General features: G+C 57.6%; 16 protein-coding genes. 4 read left to right on the forward strand and 12 right to left on the reverse strand.

Going from position 1 to position 16,815, the window contains the following annotated elements; genetic code table 11:
• Nucleotides 1-35: 35 nt before the first annotated feature.
• Both AC6I8A_RS00195 and AC6I8A_RS00200 read left to right on the forward strand, forming a co-directional pair.
• The gene (locus AC6I8A_RS00195; protein WP_256697908.1) at nucleotides 36-1,328 is read left to right on the forward strand and encodes an MFS transporter; all 1,293 of its coding nucleotides are present in this window, start codon (nucleotides 36-38) and stop codon (nucleotides 1,326-1,328) included.
• A gap of 153 nt (nucleotides 1,329-1,481) precedes the next feature.
• Nucleotides 1,482-2,744, forward strand: a complete 1,263-nt coding sequence (locus tag AC6I8A_RS00200) for a YidR family protein (protein ID WP_497817840.1) — start codon at nucleotides 1,482-1,484, stop codon at nucleotides 2,742-2,744.
• On the opposite strand, the gene AC6I8A_RS00205 is transcribed toward AC6I8A_RS00200, so the two are convergent.
• The gene (locus tag AC6I8A_RS00205; RefSeq protein WP_293795770.1) at nucleotides 2,722-3,081 is read right to left on the reverse strand and encodes a YceK/YidQ family lipoprotein; all 360 of its coding nucleotides are present in this window, start codon (nucleotides 3,079-3,081) and stop codon (nucleotides 2,722-2,724) included. The two genes, AC6I8A_RS00200 and AC6I8A_RS00205, sit on opposite strands and share 23 nt — an antisense overlap.
• A gap of 286 nt (nucleotides 3,082-3,367) precedes the next feature.
• Between AC6I8A_RS00205 and ibpA the strand changes: the two genes are divergently transcribed.
• A complete protein-coding gene (gene ibpA, locus AC6I8A_RS00210) occupies nucleotides 3,368-3,781 on the forward strand; it encodes a small heat shock chaperone IbpA (RefSeq protein ID WP_008105285.1) in 414 nt (137 codons plus the stop codon).
• Nucleotides 3,782-3,828: 47 nt separating this feature from the next.
• On the opposite strand, the gene AC6I8A_RS00215 is transcribed toward ibpA, so the two are convergent.
• From AC6I8A_RS00215 to AC6I8A_RS00240, 6 genes are read right to left on the reverse strand one after another with little or no spacing between them, the layout of a single operon-like run.
• Nucleotides 3,829-4,734 carry an EamA family transporter gene (locus tag AC6I8A_RS00215; RefSeq protein WP_293795534.1) on the reverse strand — a complete coding sequence of 302 codons (906 nt, stop codon included), beginning with the start codon at nucleotides 4,732-4,734 and terminating at the stop codon, nucleotides 3,829-3,831.
• Nucleotides 4,735-4,755: 21 nt separating this feature from the next.
• Nucleotides 4,756-5,256, reverse strand: a complete 501-nt coding sequence (locus AC6I8A_RS00220; protein ID WP_497817841.1) for a YbaK/EbsC family protein — start codon at nucleotides 5,254-5,256, stop codon at nucleotides 4,756-4,758.
• 27 nt (nucleotides 5,257-5,283) lie between these two features.
• On the reverse strand, nucleotides 5,284-6,084 hold the full coding sequence (locus AC6I8A_RS00225) for a 2OG-Fe(II)-dependent halogenase WelO5 family protein (RefSeq protein ID WP_154156943.1): 801 nt from the start codon (nucleotides 6,082-6,084) through the stop codon (nucleotides 5,284-5,286).
• Between the two features lie 5 nt (nucleotides 6,085-6,089).
• Nucleotides 6,090-6,797, reverse strand: coding sequence for a class II glutamine amidotransferase (locus AC6I8A_RS00230; RefSeq protein ID WP_497817842.1), 708 nt, complete (start codon nucleotides 6,795-6,797; stop codon nucleotides 6,090-6,092).
• Nucleotides 6,785-8,062, reverse strand: coding sequence for an ATP-grasp domain-containing protein (locus tag AC6I8A_RS00235; RefSeq protein WP_497817843.1), 1,278 nt, complete (start codon nucleotides 8,060-8,062; stop codon nucleotides 6,785-6,787). The genes AC6I8A_RS00230 and AC6I8A_RS00235 overlap by 13 nt, the downstream gene beginning before the upstream one ends.
• A 17-nt stretch (nucleotides 8,063-8,079) precedes the next feature.
• A complete protein-coding gene (locus tag AC6I8A_RS00240) occupies nucleotides 8,080-9,546 on the reverse strand; it encodes a hypothetical protein (RefSeq protein ID WP_497817844.1) in 1,467 nt (488 codons plus the stop codon).
• A 213-nt stretch (nucleotides 9,547-9,759) separates the two neighbouring features.
• On the opposite strand from AC6I8A_RS00240, the gene AC6I8A_RS00245 reads away from it, so the two are divergent.
• Nucleotides 9,760-11,193, forward strand: coding sequence for an aminotransferase-like domain-containing protein (locus tag AC6I8A_RS00245; RefSeq protein ID WP_497817845.1), 1,434 nt, complete (start codon nucleotides 9,760-9,762; stop codon nucleotides 11,191-11,193).
• A 102-nt stretch (nucleotides 11,194-11,295) separates the two neighbouring features.
• Here the strand turns inward: AC6I8A_RS00245 and AC6I8A_RS00250 are convergent, their stop codons facing one another.
• The 5 genes from AC6I8A_RS00250 to AC6I8A_RS00270 all read right to left on the reverse strand — a co-directional run bounded on the left by AC6I8A_RS00250 (nucleotide 11,296) and on the right by AC6I8A_RS00270 (nucleotide 16,778).
• Complete coding sequence (locus AC6I8A_RS00250) at nucleotides 11,296-12,543, reverse strand: valine--pyruvate transaminase (protein ID WP_497817846.1); 1,248 nt, start codon at nucleotides 12,541-12,543, stop codon at nucleotides 11,296-11,298.
• Nucleotides 12,544-12,624: 81 nt separating this feature from the next.
• Nucleotides 12,625-13,599 (reverse strand): glyoxylate/hydroxypyruvate reductase GhrB, encoded by a 975-nt coding sequence (ghrB, locus tag AC6I8A_RS00255; protein WP_497817847.1) that lies wholly within the window; start codon nucleotides 13,597-13,599, stop codon nucleotides 12,625-12,627.
• Between the two features lie 50 nt (nucleotides 13,600-13,649).
• Nucleotides 13,650-14,933, reverse strand: coding sequence for an MFS transporter (locus tag AC6I8A_RS00260; RefSeq protein WP_256697921.1), 1,284 nt, complete (start codon nucleotides 14,931-14,933; stop codon nucleotides 13,650-13,652).
• Nucleotides 14,934-15,076: 143 nt separating this feature from the next.
• Nucleotides 15,077-16,024: a sugar kinase gene (locus AC6I8A_RS00265; RefSeq protein WP_497817848.1), complete on the reverse strand. Its 948-nt coding sequence runs from the start codon at nucleotides 16,022-16,024 to the stop codon at nucleotides 15,077-15,079.
• Between the two features lie 7 nt (nucleotides 16,025-16,031).
• Nucleotides 16,032-16,778, reverse strand: a complete 747-nt coding sequence (locus AC6I8A_RS00270) for a sugar phosphate isomerase/epimerase family protein (protein ID WP_265301442.1) — start codon at nucleotides 16,776-16,778, stop codon at nucleotides 16,032-16,034.
• Between the last annotated feature and the right edge of the window lie 37 nt (nucleotides 16,779-16,815).

A 16,815-nucleotide genomic window follows, 5' to 3' on the forward strand; every position in this document is an offset into this window, starting at 1 on the left:
GCGCCTAAACGGCAAAACGATTACGGAGAAACACCATGGATCTCTCTGCTGTTCAGGCCAAACCGACGCGCCGTCGCTATATCACGCTACTGATGATATTTATTACGGTGGTCATTTGTTATGTCGATCGCGCTAATTTAGCTGTCGCGTCCGCGCATATACAGGAAGAGTTCGGTATTACCAAAGCGCAAATGGGTTATGTCTTCTCGGCCTTCGCCTGGTTATATACGCTGTGCCAGATTCCCGGCGGCTGGTTCCTCGATCGCGTAGGTTCACGCTTAACTTATTTTATTGCCATCTTTGGCTGGTCGGTTGCGACCTTATTACAAGGTTTCGCCACCGGCTTATTATCGTTAATTGGTCTGCGTGCGATTACCGGCATATTTGAAGCGCCGGCTTTCCCCACCAATAATCGTCTGGTAACCAGCTGGTTCCCGGAGCAGGAGCGCGCTTCCGCCGTCGGCTTCTACACGTCCGGTCAGTTTGTCGGCCTGGCTTTCCTCACACCACTGCTGATCTGGATTCAGGAACTGCTGAGCTGGCATTGGGTGTTCATTATTACCGGCGGCATCGGCATTGTTTGGTCGTTCATCTGGATCAAGTTCTATCAGGCGCCGAGCCAGAGCAAAGGCATTAATAAAGCCGAGCTGGAATACATCCGCGAAGGCGGCGCGATGGTGGATGGCGATGCGCCGAGCGAAAAGAAGACCCGCACCAAACTCACCGCCGCCGATTGGAAACTGGTGTTTCACCGCAAGCTGTGCGGCGTCTATCTTGGCCAGTTCGCCGTGACATCCACGCTGTGGTTCTTCCTGACCTGGTTCCCGAACTATCTGACGCAGGAAAAACACATCGCGGCGCTCACCGCGGGCTTCATGACCACCGTGCCCTTCCTCGCGGCATTCGTTGGCGTGATTCTCTCGGGTATCGTCGCCGATCGTCTGGTGCGCAGCGGCCGTTCGCTGGGTTTTGCGCGCAAAACACCGATCATCTGCGGCCTGCTGATTTCCACCTGCATCATGGGCGCGAACTACACCAATGATCCCATCTGGATTATGACGCTGATGGCGATCGCCTTCTTCGGCAACGGCTTCGCCTCAATTACCTGGTCGCTGGTCTCCTCGCTGGCGCCGGTGCGTCTGATTGGTTTGACCGGCGGCATGTTCAACTTTGTTGGCGGCCTGGGCGGTATCACCGTGCCGCTGGTGGTGGGCTATCTGGCGCAGGATTACGGCTTTGCGCCAGCGCTGGTGTATATCTCGGCGGTGGCGCTGATCGGCGCACTGTCCTACATCCTGTTAGTCGGTGATGTAAAACGCGTAGGTTAATACACCCCGTAGGGTCGCCATTTATGGCGACCTGGCCAACAACCGCACGATAATGGCGACCTTGCAGATAACCGCACAATAACCGCAACCCGGTTTATTCGCATCGCTAAATCACGTAATTTATCCGGCAACAGTTTGATGGAAGGTTGCCTCATGTCAGAAAAACAAATCACCTTTGCCGCGCGTCATCATCAACTCACCAACATCAACGTCTGGACCGGCGACAGCCAGTGGCTGGCATTTGATGTACGGCCTTCCGGCGCTTCTTTTACCAGCCTGACCATTGAGCGCGTCAACGTGGTGAGCGGCGCCGTTGAGGTGCTGTATCAGGCGCGCGATGGCGCGCATGTTGGCGTGGTCACCGTCAGTCCGGATTTGCCGCCGCGTTACGTCTGCATTCATGGCCCGGAACATCCGGATGCGCACTGGCACTACGATTTCCATCACCGTCGCGGCGTGATCGTGCAGCACGGCATCGCTGAGAACCTCGACGCCTGCGATATCACCGCGCCTTACACGCCCGGCGCGCTGCGCGGTGGCTCGCATGTTCACGTCTTCAGTCCGGACGGTTCGCGCCTGAGTTTTACCTACAACGATCATGTGATGCATGAAAAAGAGGCCGGCGACGATCTGCGTAACGTCGGCGTGGCCGTGCCGCTGCATCCGGTGTGTCCGCCCAAACAGCATCCGCGTGAATATGAGGGCAGCCATTATTGTGTGGTGGTCAGCCAGACGCAGCGCGATCCACAGCCAGGCAGCGACCAGATTGACCGCGCCTATGAAGAGTGCTGGATCGGGAATCAAGGCTATCAGAAAGCAGATGGCAGCTGGCAGCGCTGGGCCATCGCCTTTATCGGCGATACGCGCGGCGCGAACGGCGACAAAGTGCCGGAGGTGTTCGTGGTGGATCTGCCCGCCGCGTTAGCCGATTACGCCAAAGCTGGCGCATCGCCCTTGCAGGGCACGGCGGATAAATTGCCTGCGCCGCCAGCTGGCGTGCAGCAGCGCCGCATCACGCACACCAACGGCCTGGCGTTGCAACCGCGTCACTGGCTGCGCGCCTCAGCGGATGGCAGCGCCATCGCCTTTTTGCTGGCGGACGATCAGGGCGTGATTCAGCTGTGGACGGTTTCACCTAATGGCGGTCAGCCGCGTCAGGTGACGCAGCTAGCAAGCAGCATTCAGTCGGCGTTTAGCTGGCATCCACAAGGTGGCGCGATAAGTTTTATCTGTGATAACAGTGTGATGCGCTGTGAGATGGCGACGGGGAAATGTACGCGCTTAACACCACGTAGCGATCAAGCGCCATCCGGTGATGCGGTGGTTTGGTCACCGGATGGGGAAAAGATCGCTTATATGCGGGAAGTAGACGGCTGGCGGCAGCTGTTTTGCGTTAATGCGGCTGCACGGGCATAGCCGCCGCGGTCGCCAGGCTGGCTTGCGTGCCGGCCATTTTCTCGCTCTGCATCACGCGCTCGTGGATGGAATCCTTACTTTTATCGTCGTCAGAACGGAAGTAATCCCACGGCAGCAGCACGGTGTCCATCACCGCTGAGAACGGGAGATCGATCAGCGCCAGCGGCTTGATCGCCCAGCTGGTGTTGTCGTCAGTGATCATCTCTGCGCTGGCGCGCGTGCCGGGGTAGTAGCCCTGACTGGCGCCGGTGTGAGACATAACGCTGGAGCAGCCCGAAGTAACGAAGGTACTGCAAACCAGCACAGCTGTGAGCGGAAAGCGTTTCATCATATTCATCATCATCATCCCTTCAGTCATGGCATGGCCCTGGCTGGAGTGTTTCACCTGACGTTAAGCAAAGCTCTATGGCTAGGTCTTGGATCTCAGGCGATTGGTCCCCTGAGTGTATGTCATATCGTCAAATTTGCTGTAAAAAAATACGCATCAGCCCTTGAAAGCGACCAGGCTGCACCCACTTTTAAGGAACGGTCTTGTTGTTGTTGCCGGAAGGGACAACAACGGGCTGCACAACCTGTCCATGGTGGAAGGTTGCCTAAACTTGCTGAATATCAGGAGTCTTATTATGCGTAATTTTGATCTCTCTCCACTTTATCGTTCTGCCATTGGTTTCGATCGCCTGTTTAACCTGCTTGAGTCCAACCAAAACCAGGCCAATGGTGGCTATCCTCCGTATAACGTTGAGCTGGTGGATGAGAATTTCTACCGTATCACCATTGCCGTGGCGGGCTTTGCCCAGAGCGAGTTAGATATCACCTCGCATGACAACGTGCTGGTGGTGCGCGGTGCGCATCCTGAAGAGCAGCCGGAGCGTAAGTACCTGTATCAGGGCATCGCCGAGCGCAACTTCGAGCGCAAATTCCAGCTGGCCGATCACATCACGGTGCGCGATGCGCGTCTGGAGAATGGTCTGCTGAGCATCGATCTGGTTCGCATCGTCCCGGAAGAGGCGAAACCGCGTCGTATCGAAATCCTGTAATCAGGATGTGAGTTGAAAAAAACGCCGCTGAAAAGCGGCGTTTTTGTTTAGGTGCGCACCAATAATCGCTGACTGACCATGCCGCCAAACACGTTCACCAGCAGGCCAAGGATGATCACTGAAACCCCAATCATCTGTTGAATCGACAAGGTTTCACCGAGAATTAGCGCCGCGCTGAGAATGCCCACCACCGGCACCAGCAGCGACAACGGAGCCACGCGCCAGGTTTCATAGCGACTCAGTAAGTTACCCCAAATCGCGTAACCGACAATGGTGGCGATAAAGGCGAGATAGATCAGCGCCAACACCGTTTGCAGCGAGATGTGCAGCAGGCTGGTGACAATCGCCGCCTTACCATCGAACAGCCACGAGCAGGCAAAAAACGGCACTATCGGCACCAGCGCACTCCACACCACCAGCGACATCACCGGCACTTTGCGGTTACGCAAAATGATTTTGTTGGTGATATTGCCGAGCCCCCACGACAGCGCCGCAGCCAGCGTCAGCATCATGGTAGTGAGCGTAATGCCCGCCGTGGTTTGGCCTGCCATGCCTGCGGTCGCCAGCATAAACATGCCGAGCGTCGCCACTAAAATGCCGGCGATGTGATTCCAGCGCAGCTTCTCCGCCAGGAACAGCGCGCCCAACAGCAAGGTGAAAAAGGCCTGCGCCTGCAGCACCAGCGACGCCAATCCTGCCGGCATGCCCAGCTTGATGGCAAGGAACAGAAAAGCGAACTGACCAAAGCTGATGGTCATGCCATAGACGACCAGCCAACGCAGCGGAATCGCCGGACGTTTCACAAACAAGATCGCCGGAAATGCCACCAGGCTAAAGCGCAATCCCGCCAGCAAGAAGGGCGGCATGTCCTGCAGGCCCAGCTTAATCACCACAAAATTCACGCCCCACGCCACCACAACCAGCAGGGCTAACAACATATCTTTAACTGACATACTCATTCCTTCCTGCCGTAATCAGGCAGTTACCGTTACCGGTGTCGCGATCTCGGCACAACATTCTTCACCGACAATCTGAAAGAAATCATCCACCTGTAAAGCAATGGAGCGATCCAGTGCGCCCGCGTTGAACCACAGCGTGCCGACGTCGCGCAGGCGCGCATCGACGCGCAGCGCCAGCCGGTCATCAAAACTAAACGGCGGCACCGCGCCCATCACGCACTGGGTTAACTCCTGCGCTTTCTCTGGCGGCGCAAAGCTCGACTTCTTGCCGCCAATTGCGCGTGCGGCGCTTTTGAAGTTGATCTTGCAGTCGCCCGGCACAATCGCCAGCAGATAGCGCGCATCCGCGCCATCCGGCATCGTCACTTCCAGCACCATCGCTTTGGCCGCCTGATTGAGATCGTTACCGCGAATCTCGCTAATCAGGTCGGTCTGGCCGATGGCTTCATGCTCCACCACGCGATAACGCGCCTGATGCTGATCCAGCAGGGCCGCTACTTTTTCATAGGTATTCATGCTCGTCTCCTCGTCGAAAACCTGGCGTTAACTCCAGGCGATGGCGTGTTTCATTTTTTTGTCGGTCAGGCCAAAGAAGAAGCCCATGGTGATGCGCGTGTCGCCTTCCACGCGATCAATTTCGTGATAAAACGCAGGGTTAAACAGATAGATATCGCCACTGCGCGGTGAGAACTCGCACACCTCGCTGTGCTCAATGACGCCGGTTTGATAACCGAGCTCGCCCGGCGTTTTGTAATACTCATCCACCGGCTGCCACTTCTTATTGAAGATGCGCAGCTCGCCGCCGGCGTTGCACTCCTGCAAACAGACCACGCAGCTGAGTTGATGCAGGATGTGGGTCACCGCCAATCCGCTGCCAGCGGCATCGCGCACGATGTTGTCGTTATGCAGGGGATTGGCGACGCCGTTAGCATGGAAGCGCACAATCGAACCGGCGTAATCGCCCAATTCAGGTTCGTTGGCGGTTTGCAGGCTTTCCAGGCGCAGCGCGTGCTTCACCCAGTTGTAGATCTGATCGCGCAGGCAGTGCAGCGACGGCGGCAGCGCGGGCTGGATATCGCGCAGCTCGGTGAAGTAGTTTTCCGGTGCTGCGGTGTGCTTCGCCAGATAAGGGCCAAGCGTGGTCAGCGCGCCGTTCGGATAGTGCGACACCCGCACCTGTTCGCGGCACTGCTGTAAATCATCGACCACCGCTGCGCGCACGTCCGGCGTGAGGAAGTTACGTAATACCAGCAACGGCACGCGCGCGGTGACGATGTCATCCAGCCAGGTGCTTTCCACAAACATGTTCGGATGAATAACGCGGATCTGATTGAAAATCGCCATGTTGATCACTCCCCAATAGGAAACTCATGAAGTTCATGGTTACTCATACGACGCCATTCAGACGCCGTGCCCAGTGCTGAAGTAGGTTCAGAAGAGATAAATGTGGTGTTGTTGTTCTGTAAGCGGTGCAGCGTGAAATAGTTGGGATAGGGCGTATCGTCGGGATGCCATTGCCACGCCCAGGCTTTATCGCGGGTGACAAAAATGGCGTTTGCCGAACTGCCGCCCGGCGCGACCTGCGCCATCTTGTCGCGCAGATAATCGCGGGTGAAATCCGCGGGCGTGGCGCGATCGACCATATATTCCAGATACTCAGCGGAATCAAAACGCGACTCCGCCATGCCCAATTGCTGATAAACGGTGGGCAAAAAACCGTTATGCATCATGTACCACTGCGTTGCGCCGCTGGTGCGCCACAGCGGATGGGAAAATTCGATACCGTGATTTTTGCTCAGCGTGGCGTGGCGGACATGCACCGCCAGAAAGCGGCCGCGCAGGCGATCAACATCAATGGTCGGCAGCGCATCGGCGAAAGTGCCGGTGCCGTGCAGCGTGCGAATGTGCCCTTGTTCCAGCCATAAACAGCCCCAACCGTTGGGATGCTGTTTAATCGGACCTTCGTGCGTGGCGGTCTCGCCGCAGCTCATGGCACGCGCGGCGTCGAGCACTGCGGCGGCATCAAATTGGCCGTGCGCCACGATCATTCTGCACATAGTAAATCTCTCCGTGTGGTGAGCGATGAGACTTCAAGGATCTGATGGAACACCGCCAGAATTTCGTCACGGCTGGTAGCGGCGAGGCGGAAGGTGGCGAGAATGCCGGCGTGGCGGGTTAAATCGGCATACAGCGAAGAGCGCGGCGAAACCGCCAGCGCCGGCAGATTGAGCGGCGGCAACAGCTGACCGCGTTGATGCTGCTCGATCCAGCGTTCAGCCGCGTCATACTGCAGGCGCTGACGCAAACGCACGCGGCCCACCGCCTGCGGCTGCGGCGGAAAATGCAGCGGCGGCATGCCGTGACCGGCTTCGATGTGGAACGCCACTTCCGCCCAGTTGATGCCGGTGACTTCCTGCACCAGATTCACCACGCCCATGCCGGAAAGGCGGAAGCCCATTTCGAGGAAATGCGGTTCGCCGTTGACCATAATAAAGTCGATGTGAAACGCGCCCTGACGATAGCCGAAGGTTTCGCAGCAGAAGCTCATCAGGCTGCTAAAGCTGGCGGGCAGCTGTTGCGCCGCGACCGCCACATGACCGGATTCGTAAAAACTGACGCAGCCATCGGCATCGCGATGGTGTTCGATCACCTTTTGGCAGCAGGTCAGCGCCACGGCGTGGCCGTCCGCCACCACGCCTTGCAGCGAATACTCATCGCCCGCCAGCCAGCTCTCAACGATAAATCCGCTGAAGCCGCGCCCGCCGTAATTCATGGTATCGACCAGCTTGCCGATCACCGCATCAAGCTGGCTGGCCTCTTTCACCAGCCAGATGCCAAGGCCGCCGCCGCCATCAACCGGCTTGATCACGCAGGGATAGAGCAGCGCTTCACGCGCATCGCGAATACTGAGCGGCGAGGCAAAAAAGCGAAACTCCGGCTGCGGAAAGCGCTGCCAGGCTTTGCGCAACGCCATACGCTGCGCGTACTTATCTGGCGGAATAAAGCTCACACCGGCGTCGGGCCCCGCCAGCAGTTCGCGCACGCGACCGGCGCTGGCGTTGTAGGCTTCAAAGCCGGCCAGCACCACGTGAGGATGTTCCATCAACCCGGCATGCAAACAGGCTTGCAGCACATCCCACGGATTTTCCGGGCGATCGAGCCGCACAATCAGATCGAACGGCAACGGGATGCTCAGCGATTGGTAATCGACGAAGTCGCCCATCTCCGCCAGCACGGTAAAGTAGCCCTCGCGTTTGGCCACCGCGCAGTAAGGATTTTGTCCGTCGCGGGTGGCGCCAATCTGCAGGAAAATCTTTCTCATCGCGTTGCCTTACCGGGTTAACGCCCGGAGATCACTTCAGTGACGACGTCTTGCATGACACCGTTATTCACCTGAATCACTGCTTTGTGCGGGTCAAAACGCAGCACGCGCGAAAGCGCATCGCCGCGCTGATCGTCCAGCAGTGAACTCACCTGCGCGCTGCGCCAGCAGTGACGCATCTGCGCCACGGTCAAACCAGAAAGTTGCTCCAGCTGCTGCGCCAGCAACAGATCGTCGCTTTCGCCGCGCAGCAGGGCGCGCACCGCCGCTTCGTCCGGCGCATCGACCAACTGCTGCAGCCAGCTTTTGAGCTGATGGCCTTCGGCGATAAACGGCGAATAGATCATGCAAACCAGTTGGGTTTCATTGAGGCTGAATGCTTGTTCGGCGAACTGCGCAGCGCGCTGGCGGGCGCGCTTAATCGCCTCATCGTCCTGATAGCGTGCCGCCATCTCATCGATCAGCTGCGGCGGGAAATCCTTTTTCACCATCAGCCCGAGCGCAAAGCGCACATATTCGCGAATGCCTTCGGCGTAGCTGCGCTGCAACAGCGTCTCCGCTCGCAGACCGCGAATATGTGCCATTAACGTCGGATTACCGCAGTCCGATTCGGAGAAGCTGAACATCAGTTCATCAAAGCGGAAATGCATAAATTCGGTCAGCAGCGCCCAGTGCGCGCCAGCTTCATACGCGGTGTCCTGATAGATGTTGAAGAACAGCGGATCGCGTTCCAGCTGCCAGGTGATACGGTGCGCGGGCGTCACCTGATCGGCACCGTAAATATCGGCGAAATAGCGCTCGGCCACGCCATCCAGCGTCTGCAGGAAGCCGCTAAAGCCGCGCGATTTATCCGCCACCGGCGCATCAAACAGCCGCGAAAGATGGCGCGCCCATGCCAGATAAGCGGTTTGTTCCTGCGGCGAATCGCCGGTGATGATCACATCAACGCCACCGTCGTAATGCGCCGCCAGGCCAAACGAGTTCACCATGCTGAGATTGCAGGCGTTACAAAAGGTAGAGCGCGCATCGGCGCGGAAGCGGTGGCCATTCATCAGTACATCGTTGCGATTTTGCTGGCGCACGCTGTCGGGCATCGGTAAATGGCGATCGAAGTGGCGGATTTGCAGGCCGTCGGTCACCAGACATTCGGTAAAGTCATCATCGGGGATGTGCAGCGCGCGATACACGCGATCGATATTCTCCATCACGCTGTCGTTCATCGCCGCATGACGGTTGGTGCTGATGCGTAGCTGAAAGGTGGTGCCGTGCTGCTGCCAGATCAGCCCCTGAATGTAGCGTACGTACGCCACCATATAGCTGCTGTCTTTGCCGCCGCCGTAGGCCAGCAGCACGCGGTTATTTTCCGGGTGCGCGGCATCGGGAAGTGCGGCCAGTAAACGGCGTGAACAGTGTTGCGCTGAATCGATAATCGTCGGAGTGAGATATCCACTCATCTCTCGCATCATGGTGGACAGATTATTCATTTTTCACTTCATCCTTTGGCTAATAAAGTCGCTGCTGCCGTGCTGGCGGCAACAGACGGGAAATGGGCCACGAAGGTGCTACGGAATGAATTTTTTAGTCGGAAGCGGCACTGCAACTAATGCGTATGGTTATCAATTAACTAATGCAGCCTAAAGTACTTTGAATGTAATCTGGTGAAAACGCACAGATCCGGACGAAATAGGGTGGAACAGATGGCGGGTGAAACGGAACAGGGCAGTCGTTACCGTCAAATCGCAGAGCAGATAAAACAAGCCATTCACAGCGGCTCGCTGCCGCCCGACAGCCGTTTACCGTCGGTGCGCACGCTGGCGACGCAGTACAGCGTCAGCATGACCACCGCGCTGAAAACATTACGTACCCTTGAGGATGAGCACTACGCGGTGGCGCGTCCCAAGTCTGGTTTTTTTGTCGCCCCGCGACCTGCTAATAAAGCGTTTCCCACGGTGATCAACGAGCAAGCGCGCGAAGTGGCGCCGCTCGACGAGCAAACCGAGCTGCATCTGGCGATGCTCGGTTCAGACTGCCGCGTGCGGCTGGATCTGGCCAACGGCGACATCTCACTCTATCCGGTGAAGAAGATTGGTTTGCTGATGCGCCAGATGGGATACAGCAAACCGGCGCTGCTCGGCAACACCGTGAAGGGCACCGGCTATGCGCCGCTGAAAAATGAAATTGCACGCCGCGCGGTGGATTATGGCTGCAATATCAACGCTGATGACATCCTGATCACTAACGGCTGCATTGAAGCGATTTCGCTGGCGCTGCGCGCTACTACGCGGCCGGGCGATATCGTCGCGGTGGAATCACCCTGCTATTTTGTGCTGCTGCAGATGCTGCATAACCTCAATCTGCGGGTGATTGAGGTGGAAGCCGGGCCGGAAGGCTACGTTAATGTCGAGAAACTCACCGCGCTGTTCAAGCGTAAGGCGGTGCAGGCCTATCTCACTATCAACAACATCAATAACCCGCTGGGCAAAAGCATTCCCAACGAGCAGAAAGCTTATATTGCGCGTCAGGCCGACGAGAACGATGTGGTGATCATTGAGGATGATATCTTCGGCGATACCGCATTCGGCGAGCGCCGCCCGTTCCCGATGCGCGCCTTCAGCCCGAACGCTATTTTGTGCAGCGGCTTCTCGAAAACTGTCGCGCCCGGCATTCGCATTGGCTGGGTGCACAGCAGCAACTACATGCGCAAAATCGCCTCGCTGAAATACACCACCAGCATGGGCACGTCGGTATTGTCGCAGGCGGCGATTGCCGAACTGCTGCGCAGCGGCGGCTACGATGCGCATCTGCGTAAGCTACGGCGTGAGTTGAAGAATCAAATCCAGCATATGCGTCAGGCGGTGCTGCGCTACTTCCCGCCGGGTACGCGGGTTTCAGACCCTGAAGGCGGCTATGTGTTGTGGGTGGAAATGCCGATCGGTGCATTGAATGTGCGCGCGCTGTTTCTCAAGGCGCGCAATGCGGGCATCGGTATCGCGCCGGGGCACATTTTTGCCACGGATCACCGCTACGATCACTGTTTTCGACTCAACGCTGGTTTTGGCTGGAATGCCGAAGTGGAGCAGGCGATTCAGCAACTGGCGCAGTGGTGCCAGCTGTCGTTGCCAGCGAATTGATGCGGAGGTCGCCATAAATGGCGACCCTACAAAATCACCCCGTAGGGTCGCCATTTATGGCGACCTGGCCGAACACCGCACGATTATCGGCGACCTGCCCGATTAATCGCTAAATGCGCTTTCCAATTCTTCCGCCAATATCTGCACCGCGCGCTCAATCTTCTCCGCATCTGGCACATAGTTCATGCGCATGCATTGATGGGTATGCGGCCATTCGTGTTCCAGGCCGGGGAAGAAGAAGTGGCCGGGCACCATCAGCACACCGCGCGCCTTCAGGCGCTGATACAGTGTTTCGGTGCTGATCGGCAGATCGCGGAACCACAGCCAGAGGAAAATTGCGCCTTCGGGTTTATGAATCAGGCAGCGATCTTCTGGCAGATAGCGGCGCAGAATCGCAATCGTCTCGCTCACTTTCGCCTGATAGAACGGCTTGATCACCTCTTCCGACAGACGCAGCAGATCCCCGCGCACAATCATCTCATTGGCAATAGCAGGACCGATGCTGCCCGGCGCCAGACTGATAATACCGTTCATGTTACCAATGGCGGTTATTGTGCTCTCATCGGCGACGATAATGCCGCAACGTGCGCCCGGCAGGCCGAGTTTAGACAGGCTCATACACAGAATGGTATTGGGATTCCACAGCGGACGTGCTTCGCTAAAGATGATGCCGGGAAACGGCACGCCGTAGGCGTTATCAATCAGCAGCGGTACGCCGTGCTGCTGCGCCAGCGCATCCAGCTGCAGCAGTTCGTCATCAGTGATGACGTTGCCGGTTGGGTTAGTCGGGCGCGATACGCAAATCAGGCCGACATCATCATTCAGCGGCAGATGATCGAAATCGACGTGATATTTGAACTGGCCTTCCGGCAGCAGCTCAATGTTGGGCTTGGCGGAGACAAACAGATCCTCTTCCAGACCGGCATCGGCGTAGCCGAGGTATTCCGGTGCCAGCGGGAACAGCACGCGCTTTTTGCTGCCGTCGGCGCGACGTCCGGCGAACAGATTGAAGAGATAGAAGAACGCGCTCTGGCTGCCGTTGGTCAGCGCAATATTTTGCGCGGTTAATGGCCAGCCAAGTTCGTCACGCAGCATCTTCGCCAGCGCATCCAGCAGCAGCGCTTTGCCGCGCGGACCATCGTAGTTGCACAGCGCTTCGCTCAGCTTGCCGTCCTGATGCATCTGCATCAGCAACTGGTTGAAATAGTCATTCATCGCCGGGATCTGCGCCGGATTACCGCCGCCAAGCATGATGGTGCCGGGCGTGCGCAGGCCTTCACCCATGTCTTCCATCAGACGTGAGATGCCGGAGTGTTGAGTAAATTTGTCGCCGAACTGAGAAAAGGACATAGGAAGTTAAAACGTTGTGAAATCGAATGGGGAACCACCATAGCGCCCGCCGCAGGCAGGCGCAATGGGTAAACGGCAAGCTTAGCCTTGGATCTGCGGGTTAACGCAGTTTTTCTCGACTTTGCCGCTCAGGGCGGCGATCAGGTTATCTACCGCGTCGCGCGCCATGCCGTAACGGGTTTCATGGGTGGCGGAACCTATGTGCGGCAGCGCCACCACGTTCGGCAGCGTCAAAATCTCGGCATCGGCAGGCACCGGCTCAACTTCGAACACATCCAGACCGGCGGCGTGGATGGTGCCGTCTTTCAGGGCCGTTGTTAGCGCCTGCTCATCCACTACCGGACCGCGACCGGCGTTGATCAGAATTGCGCTTGGCTTCATCAACTTGAGCTGCGCCGCGCCAATCATATGGTGCGTCTGTTCGGTCAGCGGCAGGCTGATGCAGACAAAATCACTCTCTTTCAGCAAGGTTTTCAGATCGCAGGCACGCGCACCAAAGCGGGTTTCCGCCTCTTCATGCTGACGGCGCGCGTTATACAGAATGTTCATGCCGAAGCCAAAGTGCGCACGCTGCGCCAGCGCCAGGCCGATGCGGCCCATGCCGAGAATGCCAAGGGTTTTGTGATGCACATCGATGCCGAAATGATCCGGGCCGATGCTCTTTTTCCACTCGCCGGCTTTCACCCACTTATCCAGCTCGGTCACGCGACGCGCGGTGCTTAGCACCAGCGCCATCATGGTGTCGGCGACGGTTTCGGTCAGCACGGTTGGCGTATGCATCAGCAACACCTTGCGTTGATTCAGCGCGTCTACGTTGAAGTTGTCGTAACCCACCGACACGGTGGAGCAGGCGCGCAGCGCGGGCATTTTTGCCAGCAGCTCACCATCCACTTTGCCGCCAGAGCCGAGCAAACCTTGCGCCTGTTCGAACTGCGCCGCGTGTTTCTGGATAGTTTCCGGGGAAATATCATGCACTTCAGTGACGGTGAAATGGGCATCCAGCTTGGTGCGCAGGTCATCTGGCAGGCTCTTATAAAGAATCACAGCAGGTTTCATCTTTTGCTCCCTATGAAATGGTGAGGAGGCCTTGAGGCCTCCCGAATTGATTACGCGTGCTTTGCGCCATGCATCGGCGGCGATGTTTTATTCTGCGCCGGTTTGACGATCAACGTCAGCCAGACCGAGGCCAACAGCGCAGCACCCATGAAAATGTAGGAGGCGGCAGGCGAACCGGTCGCGCCATTAAGATAGCCTACAATCCACGATCCAACGAAGGAACCGAGTGCGCCCATGCTGTTGATCAGTGCCATCGCACCACCGGCGACGTTGCGCGGCAACATCTCCGGAATGATGGCGAAGAACGGACCGTACGGCGCATACATCGCACCACCGGCAATCACCAGCAGCGTATACGACAGCCAGAAGTTACTGGAACCGACCAGGTACGAACCAAGGAATGCCAGTGCGCCAATCAGCAGCAGCGGCCAGACAAAAAGTTTACGGTTCTGGGTTTTATCGGAGGCCCACGACACCACGATCATCGCAATGGTCGCCACCAGATACGGCACCGCTGACAGCCAACCGGCTTCCACCATGCCCATCTGCGAACCGTTACGCAGAATGGACGGCAGCCACAGCACGAAACCGTACACGCCGATGCTCCAGGCAAAATATTGCAGGCACAGCAGGATCACGTTGCGATTACGGAACGCTTCACCATAGTTACGTACCGCTTTAATGCCTTCCTGCTCTTTTTGCAGTTGCGCCTGCAGCGCGGCTTTCTCGCTTTCACTCATCCATTTGGCCTGGGCTGGTTTGTCCTGCACAAGGAACCACCAGGCAACCGCCCAGATCACCGCCGGAATGCCTTCAATGATAAACATCTCGCGCCAGCCAAAGGATTCAATCAGATAGCCGGAGACCACCGACATCCACAGCACCGTGACCGGATTACCGAGGATCAGGAAGGTATTGGCGCGCGAACGCTCGGATTTGGTAAACCAGTTGCTGATATAGATCAGCATCGCTGGCATCACCGCCGCTTCCACCACGCCGAGCACAAAGCGGATCGCCGCCAGCATCGGGATGTTGCTGACCACGCCGGTCAGCGAGGCGCAGCCGCCCCATAAAATCAGGCACCAGAAAATCAGCTTCTTCACGCTGCGACGTTCGGCATACAGCGCACCGGGAATCTGGAAGAAGAAGTAGCCGAGGAAGAACAGAGCGCCCAGCAGCGATGACATGCCTTTGGTGATGCCAAGATCGTCATTTATCCCTGCGGCAGAGGCGAAGCTGAAGTTCGCCCGGTCCAGATACGCCAGACTGTAAGTGATAAACACGATGGGCATGATAAACCACCAGCGTTTTGGCGCGATTGTCTGCGATTTCATGGGTGACTCCTCTGGTTGAGGTGGACGCATTTAGGGGATGCGCCTCGCAATATAGTTGTAGTAGGTACAGATATTTTTTAAATCTTTGTCGGGAGGTCGCCATAAATGGCGACCCTACAAAAACGCATCGACTGTCGTGAGTATCAATAATCACCCAACGCCGCGCGCGTCGGCAGGCCTTCGCTGTCGCCAGCGACCTGAATCGCCAGCGAACCGATTTTATTACCGCGCAGAATCGCTTGCGGCAGGGATTTTCCCTCCAGCAACGCGCTGATCAGCCCAACAGCAAAACCGTCGCCGGCACCGACAGTATCGACCACGTTCTCGACACGAATCGGTGCGACCTGGCCTTGCTGGCCGTCAGCGGTTTTGTACCAGGCGCCGTCGCCACCGGTTTTGATCACCACCGCTTTTACCCCTTTATCGAGGTAGAAATCGGCGATGGCTTCCGGCTGGCGATAGCCGGTAAGAATCAAACCCTCTTTTTCGCCTGGCAGCACCCAATCGGCATATTCCGCTAAATGATTGAGCTGCTTACGCATCTCCTCTTCGCTGCGCCATAACACCGGGCGTAGATTGGGATCGAAGGAGATGGTTTTGCCCCGCGCGCGCATCTCTTTTGCCGCATGTTGCGCCAGGACAAGTGAGCTGTCGGAGATCGCCGCCGCCACGCCGCTTAGATGCAGATGGCGCGCGCTGCCAAAGTAGTCATCGTTGAAATCGTCGGGCGACAGATGGCTGGCGGCGGAGCCTTTGCGGAAATATTCCACTTCCGGATCGGAGCCGTCATCGACGCGGGATTTGAGCTGGAAACCGGTACGATAGCGTGCGTCGGTGGTGACGCAGCGGTGATCGACGCTCTCTTTTTCCAGCTGCTGCAGCGTGAAGCGACCAAAGCTGTCGTCGCCGACGCGGCTCACCCAACCGACCTGCAAACCGAGACGCGCCAGGCCAATCGCCACGTTGAGTTCGGCACCGGCGATGCGTTTGACGAAGCCTTCCGCTGCGGCGAGATCGCCGGTTTGCTGGGCGATAAACATCGCCATCGCTTCGCCAATCGTCACCACATCCAGCGTTTTATGCGTCATCATCGGCTCCTTACGCTGCACGCAGCAGGTCAACGTAATGGCGCGTGACCGCCAGCAAATCCGCGCCTTCCAGCGGGAATTCGATGCCGCGCGGTGCGTCGGTTGGCAGCGCGTTCAGCAGCGAGCGCCAGCTATCGTCGGCCTGATCCAGCGCGATAGCGCGGAAAGTCTCACCGTGCGGCACCGCCGTTTTAACGTGGATGTAGCTAACGTAGCGGCTGAGTTGCGCGGCGGCTTGCAAACCGTCTTCGCCGGTCCACTGCCAGTTGCCCATATCGAAGGTCATATCCAGCGGCAATGCGGCATCACAAGCCTGATGGAAGAAGCGCAGCATCGGCGCCAGTTTGCTGTCCGGGGTTTGATCGTTCTCCACCACCAGCGTCACCGTTGAGGCGTTCAACACAGCGCGCAGCGCACTGGCATCGAGCTCCACAAAATGACCGAGCGCCACTTTCAGGCGCTTAGCGCCGATTTGTTCGGCCTCCTGCAGGAATTGCGCCAGACGCGGATTCAGCGCGCCATCATCCAGCCACAGCGCTTCCGGCACGGAATAGCTGGCGCTCAGCTGATGCTGGGAAATCGCATTGCCGAGTGCGTGCAGCAGGCAGAGTTCGTTTTCGTTGAACAGCTCGCGACGGATTTCGACGCCATCCGCGCCCGCCTGTTTGATCAGCGGCAACAGCGCGGTCTGGCCACCCAACTCTGCTACTTTCTGCGCGCCGTATGCGGCAGTTACAACAATAATTTCTGGTTTCATCACGTTTCTCCGGGCATGACCACATCCCATTCGTTAT

The organism is Pantoea sp. X-Soil-ISGK-275, assembly GCF_059730795.1.

What these genes read in the sequence shown, in the direction of transcription:
- AC6I8A_RS00195 (WP_256697908.1), top strand. Translation starts at nt 36, where the DNA reads ATGGATCTCTCTGCTGTTCAGGCCAAACCGACGCGCCGTCGCTATATC.
- AC6I8A_RS00200 (WP_497817840.1), top strand. Translation starts at nt 1,482, where the DNA reads ATGTCAGAAAAACAAATCACCTTTGCCGCGCGTCATCATCAACTCACC.
- AC6I8A_RS00205 (WP_293795770.1), bottom strand. Translation starts at nt 3,081, where the DNA reads ATGAATATGATGAAACGCTTTCCGCTCACAGCTGTGCTGGTTTGCAGT.
- ibpA (WP_008105285.1), top strand. Translation starts at nt 3,368, where the DNA reads ATGCGTAATTTTGATCTCTCTCCACTTTATCGTTCTGCCATTGGTTTC.
- AC6I8A_RS00215 (WP_293795534.1), bottom strand. Translation starts at nt 4,734, where the DNA reads ATGTCAGTTAAAGATATGTTGTTAGCCCTGCTGGTTGTGGTGGCGTGG.
- AC6I8A_RS00220 (WP_497817841.1), bottom strand. Translation starts at nt 5,256, where the DNA reads ATGAATACCTATGAAAAAGTAGCGGCCCTGCTGGATCAGCATCAGGCG.
- AC6I8A_RS00225 (WP_154156943.1), bottom strand. Translation starts at nt 6,084, where the DNA reads ATGGCGATTTTCAATCAGATCCGCGTTATTCATCCGAACATGTTTGTG.
- AC6I8A_RS00230 (WP_497817842.1), bottom strand. Translation starts at nt 6,797, where the DNA reads ATGTGCAGAATGATCGTGGCGCACGGCCAATTTGATGCCGCCGCAGTG.
- AC6I8A_RS00235 (WP_497817843.1), bottom strand. Translation starts at nt 8,062, where the DNA reads ATGAGAAAGATTTTCCTGCAGATTGGCGCCACCCGCGACGGACAAAAT.
- AC6I8A_RS00240 (WP_497817844.1), bottom strand. Translation starts at nt 9,546, where the DNA reads ATGAATAATCTGTCCACCATGATGCGAGAGATGAGTGGATATCTCACT.
- AC6I8A_RS00245 (WP_497817845.1), top strand. Translation starts at nt 9,760, where the DNA reads ATGGCGGGTGAAACGGAACAGGGCAGTCGTTACCGTCAAATCGCAGAG.
- AC6I8A_RS00250 (WP_497817846.1), bottom strand. Translation starts at nt 12,543, where the DNA reads ATGTCCTTTTCTCAGTTCGGCGACAAATTTACTCAACACTCCGGCATC.
- ghrB (WP_497817847.1), bottom strand. Translation starts at nt 13,599, where the DNA reads ATGAAACCTGCTGTGATTCTTTATAAGAGCCTGCCAGATGACCTGCGC.
- AC6I8A_RS00260 (WP_256697921.1), bottom strand. Translation starts at nt 14,933, where the DNA reads ATGAAATCGCAGACAATCGCGCCAAAACGCTGGTGGTTTATCATGCCC.
- AC6I8A_RS00265 (WP_497817848.1), bottom strand. Translation starts at nt 16,024, where the DNA reads ATGATGACGCATAAAACGCTGGATGTGGTGACGATTGGCGAAGCGATG.
- AC6I8A_RS00270 (WP_265301442.1), bottom strand. Translation starts at nt 16,778, where the DNA reads ATGAAACCAGAAATTATTGTTGTAACTGCCGCATACGGCGCGCAGAAA.